This is a genomic window from Klebsiella sp. K5-204 (assembly GCF_030128585.1).
GTDB classification, from domain to species: Bacteria; Pseudomonadota; Gammaproteobacteria; order Enterobacterales; family Enterobacteriaceae; genus Klebsiella; species Klebsiella quasipneumoniae.
In genome coordinates this window covers 94,317-118,607 of record NZ_JAKUZS010000009.1, presented here as the reverse complement: position 1 = coordinate 118,607, position 24,291 = coordinate 94,317, and the positions used below count along the sequence as shown (strand labels likewise).

Sequence of the window (24,291 nt, the reverse complement as noted above, 5' to 3'; positions counted from 1 at the left end):
ACCTGAACGACGTTTCAGTACCATACACACTTCATCCTTTGGGCCGGCGTGTGGCCCGGAAGCATGAGTTCGCGAAAGGAGATCCCGCATGCAGTTGAACGAGGGATGGCTGGTCGGCGCGCGTCGGGTTCCCTCGCCGCACCATGACTGCCGTCCGGATGAAGAAGCCCCTTCCTTACTGGTGGTGCATAACATTAGCCTGCCACCAGGTGAATTTGGTGGTCCATGGATTGACGCGCTGTTCACCGGCACCCTGGATCCGCACGCGCATCCTTTCTTTGCCGAGATCGCTCATCTGCGCGTTTCGGCGCATTGTCTGATTCGGCGTGATGGTGAAATCGTGCAGTATGTGCCTTTCGATAAGCGTGCGTGGCATGCGGGGGTCTCCTGCTATCAGGGGCGCGAACGCTGCAATGACTTTTCCATCGGCATAGAGCTGGAAGGCACGGATACCCTGGCGTATACCGATGCGCAGTACCAGCAGCTGGCGGCGGTGACGGATCTGCTTATCACGATTTATCCTGCCATCGCCACAAACATCACGGGCCATAGCGATATCGCGCCCGTGCGCAAGACAGACCCGGGACCGGCCTTTGACTGGAAAAAATTTCGTGCGCTGCTCAGCGCGCCGTCAGAAAAGGAGACCTCATGACGCTGTTTACTACGCTGCTGGTGCTTATCGCTGAACGCCTGTTTAAACTGGGCGAACACTGGCAGCTTGATCATCGGCTGGAGGTGGTGTTCCGCCGGATAAAACATTTCTCGTTGCCGGGAACGCTGCTGATGACCCTGGTCGCCGTCGCGGTGGTCTACCTCATTCAGCGCTTGCTGCAGGGGCAGCTGTTCAACGTACCGCTGCTGGTGTTCTGGATCTTGCTGGGTCTGCTGTGCATCGGCGCCGGCAAGGTTCGGCTGCACTATCATGCCTATCTGAAAGCGGCGTCGCGCAATGACAGCCGCGCCTGCGATGCGATGGCCAGCGAGCTGACGTTGATCCATGGCGTCCCGCCGGGCTGTGATGAGCGCGAGTACCTTAGCGAACTGCAAAATGCGCTGTTATGGATTAACTATCGTTACTACCTGGCGCCATTCTTTTGGTTTGTGGTGGGGGGGGCGTGGGGGCCGCTGACGCTTATCGCTTATTGCGTTCTGCGCGCCTGGCAGACGTGGCTGGCGCGCTACCAGACGCCGCATCATCGTTTGCAGTCTGGAATCGATGGTATCCTGCATATTGTCGACTGGCTGCCGGTGCGTCTGGTGGGGGTTGTCTATGCCCTGGTGGGGCATGGAGAGAAAGCGCTTCCGGCGTGGTTTGCATCGTTAGGCGACCGCCATTCGTCGCAGTATCAGGTATTGACCCGCCTGGCGCAGTATTCCCTGGCCCGTGAACCGCACGTGGATAAAGTGGCGACCCCAAAGGCCGCGGTGTCGATGGCCAAGAAAACCTCGCTGGTGGTGGTGGTGATCATGGCGCTGCTGACGATTTACGGCACCCTGGTGTAACGGCCTGCGCCCGTACTCTATCTGTCAGGATACCCCACCTGCGGGGCTTTGATTGCCGGATGGCGCTGCGCTTATCCGGCCTGGGGCTCACACCACGCAGGCCGGCAAGCAATAGCGCCGCCGGGCGCTATATCTGACGCCGCGCTTGTCATGTTGCCGGGGGGCGGCTTCGCCTGACCCGGCCTGGAGAACCCGCGCCTGCGGGCAGCATACCGAACCGCTACAGCGTATCCGCCGGCGGGATGCCGAAGTCGGGCATGCCGTCCTCTCTCCAGGCGACGAGTTTTAGCCGCGTATGACGATTGGGATCATACAGCGGGTCGCCTTCAATCTCGGTGTAATTCCGCGCGTGATATACCAGCACATCTTCCCCCGCCGGCGTTTGGGTAAAACTGTTATGGCCCGGGCCATACTGGCGGTTTTCATAGCTGGTCCGGAACACTGGCTGCGGGGCTTTATGCCAGTTTTCCGGCTGCAGCGGATCGGCCTCCCGGTCGATCCAGAGCAATCCCATGCAGTAGTTTTCATCGGTGGCGCTGGCGGAATAGCTGATGAAAAGCTTATCGCCATGCACCAGCACCGCGGGTCCTTCATTGACCTTAAATCCCCGGCACTCCCAGTCGAACTCCGGCTTGCTCAGCATGACCGGCTCGCCTTTTAGCGTCCACGGGTTGGCCATTTCAGCGAGATACAGGTTTGAGTTGCCCTCGATATGCGGAGATTTTTGCGCCCACAGGTACCAGCGTTTGCCCTGATGGATAAAGGTGGTGGCATCGAGGGCGAAGGTATCGAAAGGCGTCACCACCTGGCCTTTTTCCTGCCAGCGGCCGGTCAGCGGATCGCTGTCGGCGCACTCGATAACGAACATGCGATGCTGGAACATGCCCAGCGCATCCAGATCGTGGGTATGGGTGGCGGCAAAATAGATATACCACTTACCGTCTATCTCATGTAGCTCCGGCGCCCAAATCAGCTGGCTCATCGGCCCGCTTTGCGGTGCGCGCCACACCACTACCGGCTCAGCATCGCGCAACCCCTCAAGGGTTGCCGCGCGCCGGATCTCCAGCCGGTCGTATTCCGGCACTGAGGCAATAAAGTAGTAATGATTCAGGTGGCGCAGAATAAAGGGATCTGCGCGTTGCTCAATAAAGGGGTTTGGCCAGTTGTTCATCAGGCTTTCCTTACGTGTTCACTGGTTTTCAGTTCCTGGTATTCATTCAGCTCGCTGTAGTTGCTGCGGCGCTTCTCTAAATCGCTCTGAATCTGGCGCATCAGGGTGCGGTCAACTTTAAGCAGGCGCACCACGCCGGCGGTGATCAGGTAGCCGACGCCGGGGATGACCGAGAACAGCAGCACGATGCCGTTGAGGGCCGAGGCGCTTTGCGCTTTGGCGCCGGCGTCGTAGCCGTACCATGACAGCAGGAATCCGACCATCGCCCCGGCGACCGCCAGGCCGACTTTAAGGAAAAACAGGTTGCCGGAGAAGCTAATACCGGTGATGCGCTTGCCGGTTTTCCACTCGCCGTAGTCGTCAACATCGGACATCAGCGACCAGTGCAGCGGGGAGGGGATCTGATGCAGGATATTGAGCAGGAAGTAGAGCACCATAATCAGCGTGGTGGCGTGCGGATTAAAGAAATAGAAGGCGCAGGAGAAGATCGCCAGCACGATGTTGGTCCAGAAGAAGACCTGCAGTTTGCACCAGCGGTCGGTGAGGACTTTTGCCAGCATGCTGCCAATCATCATCCCGACCACGCCGAGGCTGATAAACAGCGTGGCAAAATGGGTGCTTTGCCCCATCACCCAGGTGACGTAGTACATGGTGGCGGCCATGCGGATAAAGCCCGGACAGACGTTGCATAGCGTGAGCAGCAGGATGCGTACCCACTGGTCATTTTTCCATACGTCTTTGAGATCTTTTTTCAGTTCATCATTGGTCTGCACCGCCGGGTGGATGCGTTCGCGCACGGTGGCGAAGCAGAACAGGAACATACACATGCCGATAAAGGCCAGCACGGTCATCGCCATTTGATAGCCTTTCGCTTTATCGGCGCCGCCGAACCAGTCGGCCATGGGCAACAGCGTCAATGACAGCAGCAGCGTGGCGATACCCACCATCACGAAACGATAGGACTGGCAGGCAACACGTTCTTTCGGGTCGGCGGTCATCACCGTTCCCAGCGAGCAGTAGGGTATATTAATCGCGGTATAGGTAATCGACAGCAGAAAGTAGGTGACAAACGCATAGATGACTTTGCTGTTATAGGTCCACTCAGGAGTGGTGAACATCAGCACGCTGAACAGGGCGTAGGGGAAGGCAATCCACAGCAGCCATGGACGAAAGCGGCCATATTTACTGCGGGTGCGGTCGGCGAGGGCGCCCATGATCGGGTCGGTCACCGCATCGATGACGCGCACCGACAGCAGCAGTACGCCCACCAGCGCCGGCGCCAGGCCGAAGATATCGGTATAAAAATAGTTAACAAACAGCATGATGGCGCCAAAGATGATATTGCATCCGGCATCCCCCATCCCATAACCAATCTTTTCTTTTATTGAAAGTCTATTGTCTGCCATGTGCGGTCTCTCCGTTGCAGTATGGAGAGAATTATTGGCTGCTATCGAGAGAATTACGTTGCAGGAACGCGTTGACGATATGGATAAATAAGCTATGGAAGGGAAAGTGTGAAGCAGATAACAATGCTCTGCGCCCGTTATTAAGGGAGGGCGCAGAGCAAAGAGAATTATTGATGAGATGTATTATTGTGCTTTTACGGTGGCGGCGGCTTTCTGTTTAAACAGATAACCCACGCCCAGCACTGCGATCCATACCGGGATCAGCCAAACGGAAATCGCCATCCCCGGGGTCATCAGCATAATGATCAGCACCGCGGCCATAAACAGCAGGCACACCCAGTTACCCAGCGGGTAGAAGAGGGCGGGGAAGCGGGTGGTGACGCCCTGCTGCTGTTTGGCGCGACGGAATTTGATATGCGCGAGGCTGATCATCGCCCAGTTGATCACCAGGGCGGATACCACCAGTGCCATCAGCAGGCCAAATGCGGATTCCGGCGCCAGGTAGTTGATCAGCACACACAGGGCGGTGACCACGGCGGAGACGAGAATGGTATTGACCGGCACGCCGCGTTTGTCGACGCTGAGCAGCGCTTTCGGCGCGTTCCCCTGCTGGGCAAGGCCGAACAGCATACGGCTGTTGCAGTAGACGCAGCTGTTATACACCGACAGGGCCGCCGTCAGCACCACCACGTTGAGGGCGTTTGCCACCAGCGTATCGCCAAGCTCATGGAAAATCAGGACGAACGGACTGGTGTCCGCGGTCACGCGCGTCCACGGCAGCAGCGAGAGCAGGACCGCCAGCGAGCCAACATAGAAGATCAGGATACGGTAGATAACCTGGTTGGTGGCTTTCGGAATGCTTTGCTCCGGGTTATCCGCTTCCGCCGCGGTGATACCCACCAGCTCGAGACCGCCGAAGGAGAACATAATGATCGCCATCATCATCACCAGCCCGGTAAAGCCGTGCGGCAGGAACCCGCCTTGATCCCACAGGTTACGTACCGTCGCCTGCGGGCCGCCGTTGCCGCTGAACAGCAGCCAGCCGCCGAACAAAATCATCGCCACGACGGCGACCACTTTGATAATGGCAAACCAGAACTCCATTTCACCGAACACTTTCACGTTGGTCAGGTTAATGGCGTTGATGGCGATGAAGAAAACCGCCGCTGAGGCCCAGGTCGGGATTTCCGGCCACCAGAACTGGATATATTTGCCGACGGCGGTCAGTTCCGCCATGGCCACCAGGACATACAGCACCCAGTAGTTCCAGCCGGAGGCGAAGCCGGCAAAGCCGCCCCAGTATTTATAAGCAAAGTGGCTAAACGAACCGGCTACCGGCTCTTCCACCACCATTTCGCCCAGCTGACGCATGATCAGAAAGGCGATAAAACCGGCAATCGCATAACCAAGAATGATACCCGGGCCGGCGGACTGAATGACGGACGCGCTCCCCAGAAACAGGCCGGTGCCGATAGCCCCGCCCAGCGCGATGAGCTGGATATGGCGGTTTTTGAGGCCGCGCTTCAGCCGATCGCCGTGCTGTTGACCTTCCATATGAAACCTCGTGTGTGGTTATTTTTTGTGTACGTCATCCGTCAGGTTGCTGCTTCACTGCTGTCCCTGCCAGAAAGCATAGCCAGCGAAAATTTGGGCGAAGTGGCCCGCTTTTTACCTGAGTGATGGCGCGCACATATTGTTGTGTTTGTGTATTTTTGGACTTCCGTTTCTGTATTGTTTTGTTTACGGAAGGCGGTGCAGTAATTCAGAAAAAGGCCTTTCGTCTCAGGGAGAATAGTGGTAAGCGCGCTTGAATGCACCTGCTTTATGAAGGGATGATGACCATGTGTTTAAAAAGACATCAATAGACACATTCAGTATTATTCCGACGCATTGTTCTCATTTGGTTATTTATTCGTATTTACTGCCTTTATATTCACTTATCTGGTCGTTGAATCGGTTCAGATAGCGTAATTTTTCGTTTCCATTAAGTTAATGCTACCTCTTTATGAGTAAACGTAACATTTGTGCAAGGTTACATTTCTGAAATGTTATTTCTGTAAGGTTGTTAAAATGTCCGTGGTTTACTGATTTCAATCAAAACCTGTATGGACAGAAGGTGAATACTTTGTTACTTTAGCGCTACGAACTTTAAATTGGTAAGACCAATTGACTCCGGGCTAATGGCAGAGACAGGGAATATGGCCTACAGCAAAATCCGCCAACCAAAATTATCCGATGTGATAGAGCAGCAGCTGGAGTTTCTGATCCTTGAGGGGACCTTGCGCCCCGGTGAAAAACTCCCGCCTGAACGCGAACTGGCTAAACAGTTCGACGTTTCCCGCCCCTCGCTGCGTGAGGCGATTCAACGCCTCGAAGCCAAGGGCCTGTTGCTTCGTCGTCAGGGAGGTGGAACGTTTGTACAGAGCCGCCTGTGGCAGAGCTTCAGCGATCCGCTGGTCGAGCTGCTGTCCGATCACCCTGAATCCCAATTCGATCTGCTTGAGACCCGTCACGCGCTGGAAGGCATTGCGGCCTATTACGCGGCGCTGCGCAGCAATGATGAAGATCGCGACCGTATCCGCGAGCTGCATCAGGCTATTGAGCGGGCTCAGCAGTCGGGCGATCTGGACGCCGAGTCCGGCGCCGTCGTCCAGTACCAAATCGCCGTCACCGAGGCGGCACACAATGTGGTTTTGCTCCATCTGCTAAGGTGTATGGAGCCGATGCTGGCGCAAAACGTGCGTCAGAACTTTGAATTGCTGTATGCCCGCCGGGAAATGCTCCCGTTGGTCAGCAACCATCGCACTCGCATTTTCGAGGCGATAATGGCCGGGGAGCCGGAGCAGGCGCGTGAGGCGTCGCACCGTCACCTGGCGTTCATTGAGGAAATTTTGCTGGACCGTAGCCGTGAGCAGAGTCGTAGAGAACGCTCGCTGCGTCGTTTACAGCAACGAAAGGACGAGAACTCCGGTTCTTAAGCGCCATTTTTAGAGCGCGGCAACTAAACGCAGAACCTGTCTTATTGAATTTTTGGTTGTTCAAAGGTGAAGAACGAAGAGTTCAATGGGACAGGTTCCAGATTAATCAACGATTAGATAGATAAGGAATACCCCCCATGTCAGAACGTTTACCAAATGACGTGGATCCGATCGAAACTCGCGACTGGCTACAGGCGATCGAATCGGTCATCCGTGAAGAAGGTGTTGAGCGCGCTCAGTATCTTATTGACCAACTCCTTTCTGAAGCCCGCAAAGGCGGGGTGAAAGTGGCTGCTGGCGCATCGACCGGCGGTTACGTGAACACTATTGCCGTTGAAGATGAGCCGGAGTACCCGGGTAATCTGGATCTGGAACGTCGTATCCGTTCTGCGATCCGCTGGAACGCCATCATGACCGTTCTGCGCGCATCGAAAAAAGATCTCGAACTGGGCGGCCACATGGCTTCTTTCCAGTCTTCCGCAACCTTCTACGAAGTGTGCTTCAACCACTTCTTCCGCGCACGCAATGAGCAGGATGGCGGCGACCTGGTGTACTTCCAGGGTCACATCTCTCCGGGCGTTTATGCGCGTGCTTTCCTGGAAGGTCGTCTGACTGAAGAGCAGATGAACAACTTCCGTCAGGAAGTTCACGGTAAAGGTCTGTCCTCTTATCCGCACCCGAAACTGATGCCGGAATTCTGGCAGTTCCCGACCGTTTCTATGGGCCTGGGCCCAATCGGGGCGATTTATCAGGCTAAATTCCTGAAATATCTGGAACACCGTGGTCTGAAAGACACCTCCAAACAAACCGTTTACGCGTTCCTGGGCGACGGTGAGATGGACGAGCCGGAATCTAAAGGCGCGATCACCATCGCGACCCGTGAGAAGCTGGACAACCTGGTCTTCGTTATCAACTGTAACCTGCAGCGTCTTGATGGTCCGGTCACCGGTAACGGCAAAATCATTAACGAACTGGAAGGCATCTTCGCGGGCGCTGGCTGGAACGTTATCAAGGTTATCTGGGGCGGTCGTTGGGATGAGCTGCTGCGTAAAGACACCAGCGGTAAGCTGATTCAGCTGATGGAAGAAACCGTTGACGGTGACTACCAGACCTTCAAATCCAAAGACGGCGCTTATGTGCGCGAGCACTTCTTCGGTAAATATCCGGAGACCGCCGCGCTGGTTGCCGACTGGACTGACGAGCAGATTTGGGCTCTGAACCGCGGCGGCCACGATCCGAAGAAAGTTTACGCTGCACTGAAGAAAGCGCAGGAAACCAAAGGCAAAGCGACCGTCATCCTCGCCCATACCATCAAAGGTTACGGCATGGGTGATACTGCTGAAGGTAAGAACATCGCTCACCAGGTTAAGAAAATGAACATGGACGGCGTTCGCTACGTCCGCGATCGTTTCAACGTGCCGGTTGCCGATGCCGATCTGGAAAAACTGCCGTACGTAACCTTCCCGGAAGGTTCCGAAGAGCACACCTATCTGCACGCTCAGCGTCAGAAACTGCACGGCTATCTGCCGAGCCGTCAGCCGAACTTCACTGAGAAGCTGGAGCTGCCGACGCTGGAAGATTTCCGCCCGCTGCTGGAAGAGCAGAATAAAGAGATCTCTACCACTATCGCGTTCGTTCGTGCCCTGAACGTGATGCTGAAGAACAAATCCATCAAAGACCGCCTCGTGCCGATCATCGCCGACGAAGCGCGTACTTTCGGTATGGAAGGTCTGTTCCGTCAGATCGGTATCTACAGCCCGAACGGTCAGCAGTACACCCCGCAGGACCGTGAGCAGGTTGCTTACTACAAAGAAGACGAAAAAGGCCAGATCCTGCAGGAAGGGATCAACGAGCTGGGCGCAGGCGCATCCTGGCTGGCTGCGGCGACCTCTTACAGCACCAACAACCTGCCGATGATCCCGTTCTACATCTACTACTCGATGTTCGGGTTCCAGCGTATCGGCGACCTGTGCTGGCAGGCAGGCGACCAGCAGGCTCGCGGCTTCCTGATCGGTGGTACTTCCGGTCGTACGACGCTGAACGGCGAAGGTCTGCAGCATGAAGATGGCCACAGCCATATTCAGTCTCTGACTATCCCGAACTGTATCTCTTACGATCCGTCCTACGCCTACGAAGTGGCGGTCATCATGCATGACGGCCTGGAGCGTATGTACGGTGAGAAACAAGAGAACGTTTACTACTACATCACGACCCTGAACGAAAACTACCACATGCCGGCGATGCCGGAAGGCGCCGAGGAAGGTATCCGTAAAGGTATCTACAAACTCGAAACCATCGAAGGTAGCAAAGGTAAAGTTCAGCTGCTGGGCTCCGGTTCTATCCTGCGTCACGTCCGTGAAGCAGCGCAGATCCTGGCGAAAGACTACGGCGTGGGCTCTGACGTGTACAGCGTCACCTCCTTCACCGAACTGGCGCGTGATGGCCAGGATTGCGAACGCTGGAACATGCTGCACCCGCTGGAAACCCCGCGCGTGCCGTACATCGCTCAGGTGATGAACGACGCTCCGGCTGTGGCATCCACTGACTATATGAAACTGTTCGCCGAGCAGGTTCGTACTTACGTACCGGCTGACGATTACCGCGTACTGGGTACCGATGGCTTCGGTCGTTCCGACAGCCGTGAAAACCTGCGTCACCACTTCGAAGTTGATGCTTCCTATGTGGTCGTTGCAGCGCTGGGCGAACTGGCTAAACGTGGTGAAATCGATAAGAAAGTGGTCGCTGATGCTATCGCGAAATTCGACATCGATGCAGAAAAAGTTAACCCGCGTCTGGCGTAAGAGGTAAAAGAATAATGGCTATCGAAATCAAAGTACCGGACATCGGGGCTGATGAAGTTGAAATCACCGAGATCCTGGTCAAAGTTGGCGACAAAGTAGAAGCTGAACAGTCGCTGATCACCGTAGAAGGCGATAAAGCCTCTATGGAAGTCCCGTCTCCGCAGGCTGGCGTCGTGAAAGAGATTAAAGTCTCCGTCGGCGACAAAACCGAGACTGGCAAACTGATTATGATTTTCGATTCCGCCGAGGGTGCAGCAGCCGCTGCACCTGCGCAGGAAGAGAAGAAAGAAGCCGCTCCGGCCGCTGCTGCGCCAGCCGCCGCCGCGGCAGCGAAAGAAGTGCACGTCCCGGATATCGGCGGCGATGAAGTTGAAGTTACCGAGATCATGGTTAAAGTGGGCGACACCATCGCCGCTGAGCAATCCCTGATCACCGTAGAAGGCGATAAGGCCTCTATGGAAGTACCGGCGCCGTTCGCGGGTACCGTGAAAGAGATCAAAATCAACACCGGCGATAAAGTATCCACCGGCTCCCTGATCATGATCTTCGAAGTCGCGGGCGCTGCGCCTGCGGCCGCTCCGGCACAGGCTGCCGCTCCGGCTGCCGCGGCACCGGCTGCTGCTGCCGGCGCGAAAGACGTTAACGTCCCGGACATCGGCGGCGACGAAGTTGAAGTCACCGAAGTGATGGTGAAAGTCGGCGATAAAGTGGCTGCTGAGCAGTCCCTGATCACCGTCGAAGGCGACAAAGCGTCTATGGAAGTGCCGGCGCCGTTCGCGGGCACCGTCAAAGAGATCAAAATCAGCACCGGCGATAAAGTCAAAACCGGCTCCCTGATCATGGTCTTCGAAGTGGAAGGCGCTGCGCCTGCCGCCGCTCCGGCTCAGGCTGCTGCACCGGCACCGGCTGCTGCGCCGGCTCAGGCTGCTAAGCCTGCCGCGGCGCCGGCTGCGAAAGCAGAAGGCAAAACCGAATTCGCTGAAAACGATGCTTACGTTCACGCGACTCCGCTGATTCGCCGCCTGGCGCGCGAGTTCGGCGTTAACCTGGCGAAAGTGAAAGGCACCGGCCGTAAAGGTCGTATCCTGCGCGAAGACGTTCAGGCCTACGTGAAAGAAGCCGTTAAACGCGCTGAATCCGCACCGGCGGCTGCCGCTGGCGGCGGTATCCCGGGCATGCTGCCATGGCCGAAGGTTGACTTCAGCAAGTTCGGCGAAATCGAAGAAGTGGAGCTGGGCCGTATCCAGAAAATCTCTGGTGCTAACCTGAGCCGTAACTGGGTCATGATCCCGCACGTTACCCACTTCGATAAAACCGATATCACCGATCTGGAAGCGTTCCGTAAGCAGCAGAACGCCGAAGCTGAGAAGCGTAAACTGGACGTGAAATTCACCCCGGTTGTCTTCATCATGAAAGCCGTGGCCGCTGCGCTTGAGCAGATGCCGCGCTTCAACAGCTCGCTCTCCGAAGATGGTCAGCGCCTGACGCTGAAGAAATACATCAACATCGGTGTGGCGGTTGATACCCCGAACGGTCTGGTGGTTCCGGTCTTTAAAGACGTGAACAAGAAGAGCATCACCGAGCTGTCTCGCGAACTGACCACCATCTCGAAGAAAGCGCGCGATGGCAAACTGACGGCGGGCGAAATGCAGGGCGGTTGCTTCACCATCTCCAGCATCGGCGGCCTGGGTACGACCCACTTCGCGCCGATTGTTAACGCGCCGGAAGTAGCCATCCTCGGCGTGTCTAAGTCCGCGATGGAGCCGGTATGGAATGGTAAAGAGTTCGTGCCGCGTCTGATGCTGCCGATCTCTCTGTCCTTCGACCACCGCGTGATCGACGGTGCTGATGGTGCCCGCTTCATTACCATCATCAACAACACCCTGAGCGACATTCGCCGCCTGGTGATGTAATCGAAAAAGCCGGCCTGACGGCCGGCTTTTTTCTGATAACCTCAGGCTGTTTGGGATTATCAGCAACAAAGGACAAAATCGTTTGCCGTTTGTTGTTTAAAAATTGTTAACAATTTTGTAAAATACACGCGGATAGAACGTCCCGGTGGACTTGGGCGTAAGAATAATAGCGTCAGACCCGCCGGATATAAATTACAGAGGTCATGATGAGTACTGAAATCAAAACTCAGGTCGTGGTACTTGGGGCAGGTCCTGCAGGCTACTCTGCAGCTTTCCGTTGCGCTGATTTAGGTCTGGAAACCGTCATCGTAGAACGTTACAGCACCCTCGGTGGGGTGTGCCTGAACGTGGGTTGTATCCCTTCTAAAGCGCTGCTGCACGTGGCAAAAGTTATCGAAGAAGCGAAAGCGCTGGCCGAACACGGCATCGTTTTCGGCGAACCGAAAACTGATATTGACAAGATCCGCACCTGGAAAGAAAAAGTCATCACTCAGCTGACCGGTGGTCTGGCTGGCATGGCCAAAGGGCGTAAAGTGAAGGTGGTTAACGGTCTGGGTAAATTCACCGGCGCTAACACCCTGGAAGTGGAAGGTGAAAACGGCAAAACCGTGATCAACTTCGACAACGCCATCATCGCGGCGGGTTCCCGTCCGATTCAACTGCCATTTATCCCGCATGAAGATCCGCGCGTATGGGACTCCACCGACGCCCTGGAGCTGAAATCCGTACCGAAACGCATGCTGGTCATGGGCGGCGGTATCATCGGTCTGGAAATGGGTACCGTATACCATGCGTTGGGTTCAGAGATTGACGTGGTTGAAATGTTCGACCAGGTTATCCCGGCGGCCGATAAAGACGTGGTGAAAGTCTTCACTAAACGCATCAGCAAGAAATTCAACCTGATGCTGGAAACCAAAGTGACTGCCGTTGAAGCGAAAGAAGACGGTATTTACGTTTCCATGGAAGGCAAAAAAGCGCCGGCGGAAGCACAGCGTTACGACGCCGTACTGGTGGCTATCGGTCGCGTACCGAACGGCAAAAACCTCGACGCAGGCAAAGCGGGCGTGGAAGTGGACGATCGTGGCTTCATCCGCGTTGACAAACAAATGCGCACCAACGTGCCGCACATCTTTGCTATCGGCGATATCGTCGGTCAGCCGATGCTGGCGCACAAAGGCGTACATGAAGGTCACGTTGCCGCAGAAGTTATCTCCGGCCTGAAACACTACTTCGATCCGAAAGTGATCCCGTCCATCGCCTACACCGAGCCAGAAGTGGCATGGGTCGGCCTGACGGAGAAAGAAGCGAAAGAGAAAGGCATCAGCTACGAAACCGCCACCTTCCCGTGGGCGGCTTCCGGCCGCGCTATCGCTTCCGACTGCGCAGACGGTATGACCAAACTGATCTTCGACAAAGAGACCCACCGTGTTATCGGCGGCGCGATTGTCGGCACCAACGGCGGCGAGCTGCTGGGTGAGATCGGCCTGGCTATCGAAATGGGCTGTGACGCTGAAGACATCGCGCTGACTATCCACGCTCACCCGACTCTGCACGAGTCTGTTGGCCTGGCGGCAGAAGTCTTCGAAGGCAGCATCACCGACCTGCCGAACGCCAAAGCGAAGAAAAAGTAACTTTTTCTTTCAGGCAAAAAGCATAAGCGGCTCCCGGAGCCGCTTTTTTTATGCCTGATGTTTAGAACTATGTCGCTATTCATAAACCGCTACACCTCATACATACTTTGTAAATAGTCACTCGGTAAACTTATAGACAGTTAACGATATCGATGAGGTGTGTGATGAAACGCTTTTTAACCAGTGCGCTGGTCGCAGCAACGAGCTTATCCGGTGTAGCCTGCGCGGCTGACGCCACGATTCCGTGGGCGGATAACAGCGGCGGCACGGAAACGACCCATATCGCGGCGATGGGCCAGGATCTGAATGCCCAGCATCAGCAGGTGACGAAGACCAGTGAAGGGGTATGGGCGGCGAATTCCGGCAGCATCAGCGCTGACGAAGCGGCATTGTCCAGTACGAAACCAGCCTTTGCCGGCGATCCGTCTCTGATGCCCCACCAGGGCTAAGTGAATGAAAACGCCCGGTTGCGTATACGTAACCGGGCGTTTTTTTATGGCTTGACCACCTGCCAGCCGGCGTCAGCGTCGGGGGCAAAGCGCGTTATCGCCTGGGCCTTTGCCGCGCTCTCTTCACCGAGATTGGCCTGATAAACCGTATCGTGCTGATCGATCATAAAGCTCATCACGCCGGTTTCCCCCCACGCCACCGGCCATGCCAGCAAGGCGACGCTCTGCTCATCTCTACCGGTGATAATGCGGAAGCGGTAGCCATGGTAGCCGCTGCCGGGTACCGTCGGGCTAAAGGCGGGCCCTAGCGGGCTTGGCGCTTCGCCCGGCGAGGTGGGCCAGTACAGACCATCTTTTTTGCCTTCGCTACTGATGATTTTCTGCGCCCAGCGGTGGTTCAGTTGATAGTAATCCTGCTGGGCGTCAACGTAGGCGTGCATGGCGGCTATCGCCGACAGTTCATTACGGCCAATAGCGCGGGTAAGGATCTCCTCTTCGCCAGCGGCCATATCAAAGCGCCAGCCCTGGGATGATTTGACGATGGGGACGGGCAGACGCCATGCTTCGCTACCAACGTCGAGCCAGGCGTTATCACCCTGCTGCACAATCACATGTTTCACCTGCCAGTCGCGCTGGAAGCGGTCGACGGCAGTGGGGTCGATCCCGTCGGGGGGTAAAAAATGCTGCCAGTTATCGCCAAGCACCTCGCTCAGCGCCGCGTCATTTTGCTGGCCGATCGCCTCGGCCAGCGCGCTCGCGGCCTGCTCGGGGGTGGCATATTGCTGCTGGGCGAAGGCGGCAAGCGGTGACAGCATTAACGTGAACAGGGCAATAGGTAATGGGTTTCTCATTCTGCTCATCCTCAGCGGCGGCGTAGTTCATGGTGTTCAGAAAGACGCTCTCTGGCGCCGTCGCGCTGCTCGCGGTTTACGCTGGAAAACTGACGACTCTGTCGTCCCCGTTCCTGCTGCGCTTGCCAGGAGGGGGCGCGGCTTTCGTTGCCGCTAAGGGCGCTGGCGCGCAGATGATTGACCGTCTGCTGGCGCTGGGCGGGCGTGGCGGAATGGAGCTGCTGCCGGCGCTGTTGCTGCTGCGGTGTAGCATTCTGCTCGTGGTTCTTAATGGTTTCCCTACGCTGCTGTTGCTGCGGCGTCGGGTTTTTCAACTGCGCTTTCGCCGCATCTCGACGCTGCTGGGTTGATGTCGGCGCGCTGTCGTAACCGCGGTAGTTGCTGCGCTGGGTGGCTTGTTTCAACTGCGCCGAGGCCGCCTGACGCTGGGCATCGCGCGAGGGGGGGGTTGCCGCCAGGTTGCCTGCCGTGGCGGTCGGCGCGCTGCGCTGCTGAAGCTGGGTCATTGCCGCCTGGCGCTGCGCCTCACGATCGACCGGCGCATGCTGGGTCGCGCTCAGTCCGCCGGATACGTTGGTCTGATGAAAGCGCTGGGCGACGGTATTATCGGGGTATGGCACGTGACCGCGATAGGCGGGATTATGCTGCCAGTTTACGTGGTCGCCCGGCAGGTTTTGTCCGGTAATGCGGTTAAAATTATTCACATTGATATTGATGTTATCGCCATTATGCGAGTAATCCCCGCGGTGGTAGTCGTCATCGTGATGGTGGTAGTCATCATCATCATCCCAGTCGATGCTGCTGAACAGCGCCCAGGTGGTCGCCACGCCCAGGCTGTAACCGAATCCTTTCACGAAGCTATCGGTAAACTGCTCCCCGGGAGGGGGCGGCAGATAGACCGGAGGATAGGCGCTATTCGGCCAGGTACCATAGACGGTGGAGGGGTTGTAGTTGGGAACATAGACCACCTGCGGGTCGGTCGGTTCTATTTTTATGACCTGCGTCGGCGCAGGCGCCGCCGCGGTAGTGCTTGACGTTGATACGGTGCTACTTTTCGAAGTGGTGGCCGGCACAGGCGCCGCTGCGGCGACAATCACTTTTTGCTGCGGCGTGGATTTCAGCGTCCCTGTCTCCTGGGCGATGGCACGCAGGCGCTGCACCGAGTCCATCACATCATGCGGCTGGGCCAAAAACGCATTACCCAGATTTTCCACCCAGGGCGGATTCTCGCCCATCATCGCCAGCAGGGCAGGGAAAGCGACAAGCGATTTGACGCTGGGATCCCACGGCTGGCTGGCAACAGCCTGAACGGCGGGATCCCCTTTCATGGTGGGGTTATCCTGGGACCACTGCACCGCCTGCATGACGTTGTCCGGGTAGGTGGAAGCCATCAGCACCTGCGACAGCAGACTGTCCGGGTAGAGCGCGATGGGGGCAACCCACTGGTCAATCTGCGCCTGGGTGTAGGTGGCGGCCACCGGCTGCGCGGCGGCGGGTGCGGCTGGCGCAGGCTGCGCCGTCGGCTGAGTGACCGTCTCTGGAGTACGGCTTTGCACATAGAGTGTTCCCGCCGCCGCGAGTAAGCCAGCGCTACAGAGCAGGGTGATAATATGGGGTTTGAACGGCAGTGACATAGAAGCTCCTGACCCAAAAAGTAACCCATCTCGCTAAAGTATCGGCGAAAACGGCGCGTTTGCTGAGTATAAGTAAGCGGTATGGCTTTTTATTGATGATTGTTGGGATCGGCCCATGGCGTTGTACGTGGAAAGGAATTTTTGTCGCGGGATTTGAACAGAAAGCCTGCAATATCCTGCCCTTAACGATTCAGCTAAATTTTAATGTTGCTTTTTTGTAAACAGATTAACACCTTTCAAAAATCCTGCTATGCTGCCGACGCGGTATCGGGCATTTACCCTACAAACTGCTGTCTCACAGGAGCGTGAAGAAAATCGCCCAGCCACTAAATCCTTCAAGATGCGTCAAGGCGGCAAACTGCCAATACCGAAGCAGATTGATTGAAGAGGTGTAGGCCGCATTATGACAATGAGAAGCGAGGAGAACCGTCGTGCTAGAAGAATACCGTAAGCACGTAGCTGAGCGTGCCGCCATGGGGATTGTTGCCAAACCCTTAGATGCAACCCAAATGGCCGCGCTGGTAGAACTGCTGAAAAACCCGCCTGCGGGCGAAGAAGAATTCCTGTTAGACCTGCTGATTAACCGTGTACCGCCGGGCGTCGACGAAGCCGCCTATGTTAAAGCTGGATTCCTTGCCGCGATCGCCAAAGGCGAAACGACCTCCCCCCTGGTTACCCCTGAAAAAGCCGTTGAACTGCTGGGCACCATGCAGGGCGGTTATAATATCCACCCGCTGATCGATGCCCTGGACGACGCGAAACTGGCGCCGATTGCCGCGAAAGCGCTGTCCCATACTCTGCTGATGTTCGATAACTTCTACGACGTGGAAGAGAAAGCGAAAGCGGGTAACGAGCACGCTAAACAGGTTATGCAATCCTGGGCCGACGCTGAGTGGTTCCTGAACCGCCCGCAGCTGGCAGAGAAAATCACCGTTACCGTTTTCAAGGTCACTGGCGAAACGAACACCGATGACCTGTCTCCGGCGCCGGATGCCTGGTCGCGTCCGGATATCCCGCTGCACGCCCTGGCGATGCTGAAAAACGCCCGCGAAGGCATTGAACCGGATCAGCCGGGCGTGGTTGGCCCGATCAAACAGATCGAAGCCCTGCAGCAGAAAGGCTACCCGCTGGCCTACGTCGGCGATGTGGTCGGGACCGGCTCTTCACGTAAATCGGCCACCAACTCGGTGCTGTGGTTTATGGGCGACGATATCCCGAACGTGCCGAACAAGCGCGGCGGCGGCCTGTGCCTGGGCGGCAAAATCGCGCCAATCTTCTTCAACACCATGGAAGATGCGGGCGCGCTGCCTATCGAAGTGGATGTGTCAAACCTGAACATGGGCGACGTCATCGACGTTTACCCGTTCAAAGGCGAAGTGCGTAATCACGAGACCAACGAACTGCTGGCCAGCTTCGAGCTGAAAACCGATGTGCTGATCGACGAAGTCCGTGCCGGCGGCCGTATCCCGCTGATCATCGGTCGCGGCCTGACCACCAAAGCCCGTGAAGCGCTGGGTCTGCCGCACAGCGATGTCTTCCGTCAGGCGAAAGACGTGGCGGAAAGCACCCGCGGCTTCTCTCTGGCGCAGAAAATGGTTGGCCGCGCCTGCGGCGTTGCCGGTATCCGCCCGGGCGCCTACTGCGAGCCGAAAATGACCTCCGTCGGTTCTCAGGACACCACCGGTCCAATGACCCGTGATGAACTGAAAGACCTGGCGTGCCTGGGCTTCTCCGCTGACCTGGTGATGCAGTCCTTCTGCCACACTGCGGCCTATCCGAAGCCGGTTGACGTCACCACGCATCATACTCTGCCGGACTTCATTATGAACCGCGGCGGCGTCTCGCTGCGTCCGGGCGATGGCGTGATCCACTCCTGGCTGAACCGCATGCTGCTGCCGGATACCGTGGGCACCGGCGGTGACTCCCACACCCGTTTCCCCATTGGTATCTCCTTCCCGGCGGGCTCTGGTCTGGTGGCTTTCGCCGCCGCGACCGGCGTGATGCCGCTGGATATGCCGGAATCGGTGCTGGTGCGTTTCAAAGGTAAAATGCAGCCGGGCATTACGCTGCGCGACCTGGTCCACGCGATCCCGCTGTACGCCATCAAGCAGGGCCTGCTGACCGTTGAGAAGAAAGGTAAGAAAAACATCTTCTCTGGCCGCATCCTTGAGATTGAAGGTCTGCCGGATCTGAAAGTGGAGCAGGCGTTCGAGCTGACCGATGCCTCCGCTGAACGTTCTGCTGCAGGTTGCACCATCAAGCTGAACAAAGAGCCGATCGTTGAGTATCTGAACTCCAACATCGTCCTGCTGAAGTGGATGATCGCCGAAGGCTACGGCGACCGCCGTACCCTGGAGCGTCGTATCCAGGGCATGGAGAAATGGCTGGCGGATCCGCAGCTGCTGGAAGCCGATGCTGACGCGGAATACGCGGCAGTGATCGACATCGATCTGGCGGATATCAAAGAGCCGATTCTGTGCGCGCCGAACGATCCGGACGATGCCCGCCTGCTGTCTGACGTACAGGGCGAGAAAATCGACGAAGTGTTCATCGGCTCCTGCATGACCAACATCGGCCATTTCCGTGCCGCCGGTAAGCTGCTGGACAGCCACAAAGGCCAGTTGCCGACTCGCCTGTGGGTGGCGCCGCCAACCCGTATGGACGCCGCGCAGCTGACCGAAGAAGGTTACTACAGCGTATTTGGTAAGAGCGGGGCGCGTATCGAAATCCCTGGCTGTTCCCTGTGTATGGGTAACCAGGCGCGCGTCGCCGACGGTGCGACGGTGGTTTCCACCTCTACCCGTAACTTCCCGAACCGTTTAGGTACCGGCGCTAACGTCTATCTGGCCTCTGCCGAGCTGGCAGCGGTGGCTTCTCTGCTCGGTAAACTGCCGACGCCGGAAGAGTACCAGACCTTCGTGGCGCAGGTGGATAAGACAGCGGAAGATACCTATCGCTATCTGAACTTCAACCAGCTGGATCAGTACACTGAAAAAGCTGACGGCGTGATCTTCCAGACCGCGGTGTAAAACCAGTCGGTCAGCCTGGCTGACCGTTTGGCTACAAACTCCCCAATGCCCGGTGAACATTGCATCACCGGGCATTTTTATTTCCAAACCTCCTGCCTGTTACGCTTTTTTTCTTTCGGTCTGCTGCGATAATTACTCCATGGGTACAGTGCAGCGGTGACGCATTGCCCTTGCAGAGGAAAAGACGATGGACTACGAATTTCTGCGCGATATTACCGGAGTGGTAAAGGTGCGAATGTCGATGGATCACGAGGCGATTGGCCACTGGTTCAACGAGGAGGTGAAAGACAATCTTGCTCTGCTTGACGAAGTGGAGCAGGCTGCGCGCACCGTGAAAGGCAGTGAACGTTCCTGGCAGCGTGCCGGACATGAATATACGCTGTGGCTGGATGGCGAAGAGGTGATGATACGCGCCAATCAGCTGGAATTTTCCGGCGACGAAATCGAGGAGGGGATGAGCTACTACGACGAAGAAAGCCTCTCTCTGTGTGGTGTTGAGGATTTCCTGCAGGTGGTTGCCGCCTATCGTGAGTTTATGCAGCAGCGTTGATGACTCGTTTTGCGCCGGGCTGCGGAAAACCGTAGCCCGGCTAAGCGTCGCGTGCGCAGGGCACATCTCCGGTCGCGACGAGTACCTTTCCCCGCTTCCCGCCGGCGCAGAACCCAGGCCCGGCAAGCAAAAGCGGCGCCGGGCATTTTAGGCATTACACGGCAGGAATATTGCGGCCGTAGTAAATCTCGCGCATCTCTTTCCACAGCAGGTCGGTAATGACCTTGCGCTCTTCAGCGGTCAACTCTTCCGGTCGGGTATGGAACATGTAATGCTTAAGGTCGAACTCCTTAAGCAACATTTTGGTATGGAAGATATTTTCCTGATAAACGTTGACGTCGACCATGTCATACAGCGACTTCATATCGTCAGACATAAAGTTCTGAATTGAGTTGATTTCATGATCGATAAAATGCTTCATCCCATTGATGTCGCGGGTAAAGCCGCGCACGCGGTAGTCAATGGTCACAATGTCCGATTCCAGCTGGTGAATCAGATAGTTCAGCGCTTTGAGCGGTGAAATAACCCCGCAGGTAGAGACTTCGATATCGGCGCGGAAGGTGCACAGGCCGCCTTCCGGGTGGCTCTCCGGATAGGTATGCACGCAGATATGGCTTTTATCGAGATGGGCGACCACGGTTTCAGGCAGCGGGCCGGGGTGTTCGGTCTGGTCGATAAGCCGCGGGTCGACGGGCTCTTCGCTTACCAGAATGGTCACGCTGGCGCCCTGGGGTTCATAATCCTGGCGGGCGATATTCAGGATATTAGCGCCAATAATAGAGCAGGTTTCGCTCAGGATCTCTGTCAGGCGATTGGCATTATAAAGTTCGTCGATATAGGCGATGTAGCCGTCGCGCTCTTCTGCCGTTTTGGCGTAACAGATATCGTAGATACAAAAACTCAGGCTTTTGGTCAGGTTGTTAAAGCCGTGCAGCTTCAATTTTTTCAATTTAGTTCACCCCCTTATTTCGCTTCACGGTGCGGACAGAGCATCATGCAGATATTGTGGTAAGGCGAAGGCCGCCGTATGGATTGCCGGATTGTAGTAGCGGCAGGTCAGGTTGGCTTTGTGAAAGCGCGCCTGAATGATTTCGCTGGAAAGATGGCGCAGCGCCTCGTTGTCGCTCGCCCAGGCAAAGGTCATTATCCCGCCGTAATAGGTCGGAATCGCCGCCTGGTAGAAGCTGACGTCGCGAAAATAGTGGCTCAGTTTGCGATGGCTACCGACCGCTTCATCCTGCTGCAGGAAGCAGACGCCGTTCTGCGCAACGAAAATCCCTCCCGGATTCAGGCAGCGTTTGCAGCCTTCATAAAAAGCCGAGGTGAAGAGGCTTTCCCCCGGGCCAATAGGGTCGGTACAGTCCGAAATGATCACATCAAACGTTTGCGTCGTCTGGTTAACAAAATTGACGCCATCATCAATTACCAGCGTAAAGCGCGGATCGTCATAGGCGCCGGCGCTATGGTTGGGCAGGTACTGGCGGCAGAATGAGACCACCCCGGCGTCGATTTCCACCATGGTGATGCTTTCGATGCTGCGATGACGAGAGACTTCGCGCAGCATCGCGCCATCGCCGCCGCCGATGATCAGGACATGCTTGGCGTTGCCGTGAGCCAGCAGCGGCACGTGGGTCATCATTTCGTGATAGATAAACTCATCGCGTTCGGTGGTTTGCACGACGCCATCCAGCGCCATCACCCGGCCAAAGGCGCGGTTGTCAAAGATGATCAGATCCTGATGATCGGTTTTTTCGTGGTACAGCACGTTATCAACGCTAAAGTACTGACCAAAATGGTCATGCAGCGTTTCATGCCACAGTGGATTATCGGCCACGGCGAGGCTCCTCCTTCGTTAACATCTGTTACACCCGTAAAACGAGTGCAACATCATAGACAACTATAGATGAGGATGCACGGCGGTTATTGCAGCAATGCGGCAGGAATAACAGCACCGCCCGGAGAGGGCGGTGGGGATACAGGGCTATTTTACCGGCGCGGGTTGGCTATCCACTATCCGCACGGAATAGACCATGGTGGCGCCTGGGGGGATCTTCGGTGGCAACCCTTTACTGCCATAGGCTTTGTCGGGCGGGACGACCAGCGTCACGGAGCCGTGGTTCTGCAGGCGCTTCAGCGGCCCGCGAAATACCGGGGGATAGGCATCCAGTTTCTGGGTAAGCGCCTGATCTTTCGTCTCCATATCATTGATCACCGTTCCGTCCGTCAGCATCTCTTTGATCACCACGGTCACCAGATCGTTGCCGCTAATCTTTCCTTTACCCGGGTAATCGATACGGCTGTAGACGCCCTCTTTGAAGACCACACCTTTTTTGCGCGCAAACGCCTGCTGGTATTTCTGACCGGCGCTGATGTTTTTCTGCTCGATTTTATTCAGGTTCTGGAAAACCTGCTGTGAAATGTCAAACAGCGCTTTGTTACGCTCCTGTTCGCCGAGGCGAAGCTGGCCGCTGAAAGCATCTTCGATGCCCTGCAGCACCAGGCCAGCGTCGACGTTAACTCCCTGAGTGCGACGAGTCGTGAGGACGTTAAGCGCCTCTGTACCCATCGAGGCGCCGATGGCGTAAGCCTGCTGTTCACCTGGCGCGCTGAGTTTGGCGGCGGTTTTGCCGGTGGTATTTCTCGGCGGGACCGTCAGCTGCGTCCGCAGCAGCTGGATTTCATCCTCTTTCATCCGCAGCTGGGCGTTATCTTTGTCCGCCTGCAGGCGATAGGCCGCCACTATGGCCGCCATCTCGGGGGGCTCATCTTTTGCCGCCACGGCGGCATCGGCGCGGCTCGATGGCGCTTTCTCCGCCGCGGAGAGCCGGTTAGCCAGAGACTGCTTATCGGCGTTAAGGGCTTTGATCTGGTCGAGGGCGGTCTGCTTCTCTTTTTCCGCCGCCGCCAGCCGGTTGACCAACGGCTGTTTGTCGGCGTTAAGGGCTTTGACCTGGTCGAGGGCGGTCTGCTTCTCTTTTTCCGCCGCCGCCAGCCGGTTAGCCAGAGACTGCTTATCGGCGTTAAGGTTTTTGACCTGGTCGAGGGCGGTCTGCTTCTCTTTTTCCGCCGCCGCCAGCCGGTTGACCAACGGCTGTTTGTCGGCGTTAAGGGTTTTGACCTGGTCGAGGGTGGTCTGCTGCGCCTTCTCTGCCGCGGCGAGCCGGTTAGCCAGCGTCTGCTTATCTGTATTCAGAGCGGTGAGGCTGGCGCTGAGCCGTTTATTTTCAGCTGCGGCTTGCTGAAGCTGTGACGTTAATTGTTGGATCTGCTTCAGCGCGGCGGCCTGACTTTGCTGCAGAGTCGTATTCTGGACTGCGCCTTCTTTTTTAATTAACGCCTCATTTTTCGCGGTGGCGGCGGTTAAGGCGATCTGTAATTCTTTTATTTTGTTATTTAAGGCCGCATGCTCATTCGCGATGGAGGTTTCTGTGGCCGGAGTGTTAGCAAGCTGTTTTTTTAATTGCTGAATAGTTTTATTTTTTTGCTCAATCGTCGCCTGCTGGCTGACGATTCTTTTTTGCAATTGTGCGGTATTGGGCGTCTTTTTTTTATTATCCGCAGGTTGACGATCGCCTGACGTTTGCTTTGCGGTTGCAGCATCGCTTTTTTCATGCGCCTGGGTTTGCTGCTGGGCGTAGTCAAGAAACGCCGGCGCGGCGCCGGCGAAGAAAGGTGTTGAAAGCGCCAGCGCCGCGACGAGCATCAGCAGGGGCGCGTTGAGGGTCAGCGTGGCGGCTCTGTTCATGGCTGCTTGCTTTCACCCCGCTGTACCAGGCTATCGATTAGCGTTTTCTGAATATCGGCGCACAATTTGATGGATTTAAACTGATACATGGAGTCAATGCCAAGCCGGGTGGGATCCGCCACTTTCTCGCGCACGCTGTTGTATTGTGACGCCGCACGCACTAAGGCATTGAAGTCATTGCTGAGTTTGGTTGCCTGCTGTGGGTTAACCTCTTTTAGCGAGTCCAGCGCCTGTCGGCAGGATTCAATGCGCGCTTGTTCGCTGGCCGCTCGCTCCTGCTCTGCCTGCTGCTGCGACGTTAGCGGGGTGGTGAGCGGTTTTACCTGCTGGCGAGGGGCGGTATTGCTACAGCCGGCTAATAACATAGCGGCAAGTGGAATAATACGAAGAGTCAGCGAGATATTCACAATTTCAGTCCATGAAGTAGATATATTTTCAACGGATTCTAAAAGGCTGCTTTTTATTTTGCAATATATCGTTAGGGATATTTTATTGTTTTTATCTGCCAGGGCTGTTAGTACGGGTTTAATTTATTTATTGGCTTGATGTATTGCGAGGTAGATAAAATTTATTTTGTATAAAATAATAATGGTAAATATTAAAGGCGGGTGAGTCGGGGAAAAGCGCGGC

General features: G+C 56.2%; 18 protein-coding genes. 9 read left to right on the top strand and 9 right to left on the bottom strand.

Annotated features, from left to right (window positions below; translation table 11 throughout):
• Positions 1 to 88: 88 nt before the first annotated feature.
• The gene (gene ampD / locus MKR05_RS22460; protein WP_023291992.1) at positions 89 to 652 is read left to right on the top strand and encodes a 1,6-anhydro-N-acetylmuramyl-L-alanine amidase AmpD; all 564 of its coding nucleotides are present in this window, start codon (positions 89 to 91) and stop codon (positions 650 to 652) included.
• Positions 649 to 1,503 carry a beta-lactamase regulator AmpE gene (gene ampE / locus MKR05_RS22455; protein ID WP_238875069.1) on the top strand — a complete coding sequence of 285 codons (855 nt, stop codon included), beginning with the start codon at positions 649 to 651 and terminating at the stop codon, positions 1,501 to 1,503. Before ampD ends, ampE begins: the two co-directional genes overlap by 4 nt.
• Before the next feature lie 220 nt (positions 1,504 to 1,723).
• On the opposite strand, the gene MKR05_RS22450 is transcribed toward ampE, so the two are convergent.
• From MKR05_RS22450 to aroP, 3 genes are all read right to left on the bottom strand, one after another.
• Positions 1,724 to 2,674 (bottom strand): family 43 glycosylhydrolase, encoded by a 951-nt coding sequence (locus MKR05_RS22450; RefSeq protein ID WP_048296696.1) that lies wholly within the window; start codon positions 2,672 to 2,674, stop codon positions 1,724 to 1,726.
• A complete protein-coding gene (locus MKR05_RS22445) occupies positions 2,674 to 4,080 on the bottom strand; it encodes a glycoside-pentoside-hexuronide (GPH):cation symporter (protein ID WP_017901173.1) in 1,407 nt (468 codons plus the stop codon). Before MKR05_RS22445 ends, MKR05_RS22450 begins: the two co-directional genes overlap by 1 nt.
• 183 nt (positions 4,081 to 4,263) lie before the next feature.
• Complete coding sequence (aroP, locus tag MKR05_RS22440; protein ID WP_023291995.1) at positions 4,264 to 5,634, bottom strand: aromatic amino acid transporter AroP; 1,371 nt, start codon at positions 5,632 to 5,634, stop codon at positions 4,264 to 4,266.
• A 644-nt stretch (positions 5,635 to 6,278) separates the two neighbouring features.
• Here aroP and pdhR point away from each other — a divergent pair.
• The 5 genes from pdhR (at position 6,279) to MKR05_RS22415 (ending at position 13,852) form a co-directional block, all read left to right on the top strand.
• Positions 6,279 to 7,058 (top strand): pyruvate dehydrogenase complex transcriptional repressor PdhR, encoded by a 780-nt coding sequence (gene pdhR / locus MKR05_RS22435; RefSeq protein WP_002888699.1) that lies wholly within the window; start codon positions 6,279 to 6,281, stop codon positions 7,056 to 7,058.
• Positions 7,059 to 7,195: 137 nt separating this feature from the next.
• Positions 7,196 to 9,859 carry a pyruvate dehydrogenase (acetyl-transferring), homodimeric type gene (gene aceE, locus MKR05_RS22430; protein WP_023291996.1) on the top strand — a complete coding sequence of 888 codons (2,664 nt, stop codon included), beginning with the start codon at positions 7,196 to 7,198 and terminating at the stop codon, positions 9,857 to 9,859.
• Between the two features lie 14 nt (positions 9,860 to 9,873).
• Positions 9,874 to 11,772, top strand: a complete 1,899-nt coding sequence (gene aceF / locus MKR05_RS22425) for a pyruvate dehydrogenase complex dihydrolipoyllysine-residue acetyltransferase (RefSeq protein WP_023291997.1) — start codon at positions 9,874 to 9,876, stop codon at positions 11,770 to 11,772.
• A 206-nt stretch (positions 11,773 to 11,978) separates the two neighbouring features.
• A complete protein-coding gene (gene lpdA, locus MKR05_RS22420) occupies positions 11,979 to 13,403 on the top strand; it encodes a dihydrolipoyl dehydrogenase (protein WP_002888731.1) in 1,425 nt (474 codons plus the stop codon).
• A 164-nt stretch (positions 13,404 to 13,567) separates the two neighbouring features.
• The gene (locus MKR05_RS22415; protein WP_048296698.1) at positions 13,568 to 13,852 is read left to right on the top strand and encodes a hypothetical protein; all 285 of its coding nucleotides are present in this window, start codon (positions 13,568 to 13,570) and stop codon (positions 13,850 to 13,852) included.
• Between the two features lie 44 nt (positions 13,853 to 13,896).
• On the opposite strand, the gene MKR05_RS22410 is transcribed toward MKR05_RS22415, so the two are convergent.
• Complete coding sequence (locus tag MKR05_RS22410) at positions 13,897 to 14,703, bottom strand: DUF2950 family protein (protein ID WP_044521033.1); 807 nt, start codon at positions 14,701 to 14,703, stop codon at positions 13,897 to 13,899.
• Between the two features lie 11 nt (positions 14,704 to 14,714).
• Entirely contained in the window at positions 14,715 to 16,337 is a 1,623-nt protein-coding gene (locus tag MKR05_RS22405; RefSeq protein WP_048296700.1) for a DUF3300 domain-containing protein, read from the bottom strand.
• 431 nt (positions 16,338 to 16,768) lie between these two features.
• Here MKR05_RS22405 and acnB point away from each other — a divergent pair, with 431 nt between their 5' ends.
• Positions 16,769 to 19,366, top strand: a complete 2,598-nt coding sequence (gene acnB, locus MKR05_RS22400) for a bifunctional aconitate hydratase 2/2-methylisocitrate dehydratase (RefSeq protein ID WP_004204372.1) — start codon at positions 16,769 to 16,771, stop codon at positions 19,364 to 19,366.
• A gap of 187 nt (positions 19,367 to 19,553) precedes the next feature.
• Positions 19,554 to 19,916, top strand: a complete 363-nt coding sequence (gene yacL / locus MKR05_RS22395; protein ID WP_004204373.1) for a protein YacL — start codon at positions 19,554 to 19,556, stop codon at positions 19,914 to 19,916.
• Positions 19,917 to 20,070: 154 nt separating this feature from the next.
• On the opposite strand, the gene speD is transcribed toward yacL, so the two are convergent.
• The 4 genes from speD to MKR05_RS22375 all read right to left on the bottom strand — a co-directional run bounded on the left by speD (position 20,071) and on the right by MKR05_RS22375 (position 24,068).
• Positions 20,071 to 20,865, bottom strand: coding sequence for an adenosylmethionine decarboxylase (gene speD / locus MKR05_RS22390; RefSeq protein ID WP_004204375.1), 795 nt, complete (start codon positions 20,863 to 20,865; stop codon positions 20,071 to 20,073).
• A gap of 24 nt (positions 20,866 to 20,889) precedes the next feature.
• Complete coding sequence (gene speE / locus MKR05_RS22385) at positions 20,890 to 21,750, bottom strand: polyamine aminopropyltransferase (protein WP_004204376.1); 861 nt, start codon at positions 21,748 to 21,750, stop codon at positions 20,890 to 20,892.
• Positions 21,751 to 21,897: 147 nt separating this feature from the next.
• The gene (locus MKR05_RS22380; protein ID WP_165453669.1) at positions 21,898 to 23,109 is read right to left on the bottom strand and encodes an FKBP-type peptidyl-prolyl cis-trans isomerase N-terminal domain-containing protein; all 1,212 of its coding nucleotides are present in this window, start codon (positions 23,107 to 23,109) and stop codon (positions 21,898 to 21,900) included.
• Between the two features lie 548 nt (positions 23,110 to 23,657).
• A complete protein-coding gene (locus MKR05_RS22375; protein WP_023292003.1) occupies positions 23,658 to 24,068 on the bottom strand; it encodes a hypothetical protein in 411 nt (136 codons plus the stop codon).
• Positions 24,069 to 24,291: the final 223 nt, after the last annotated feature.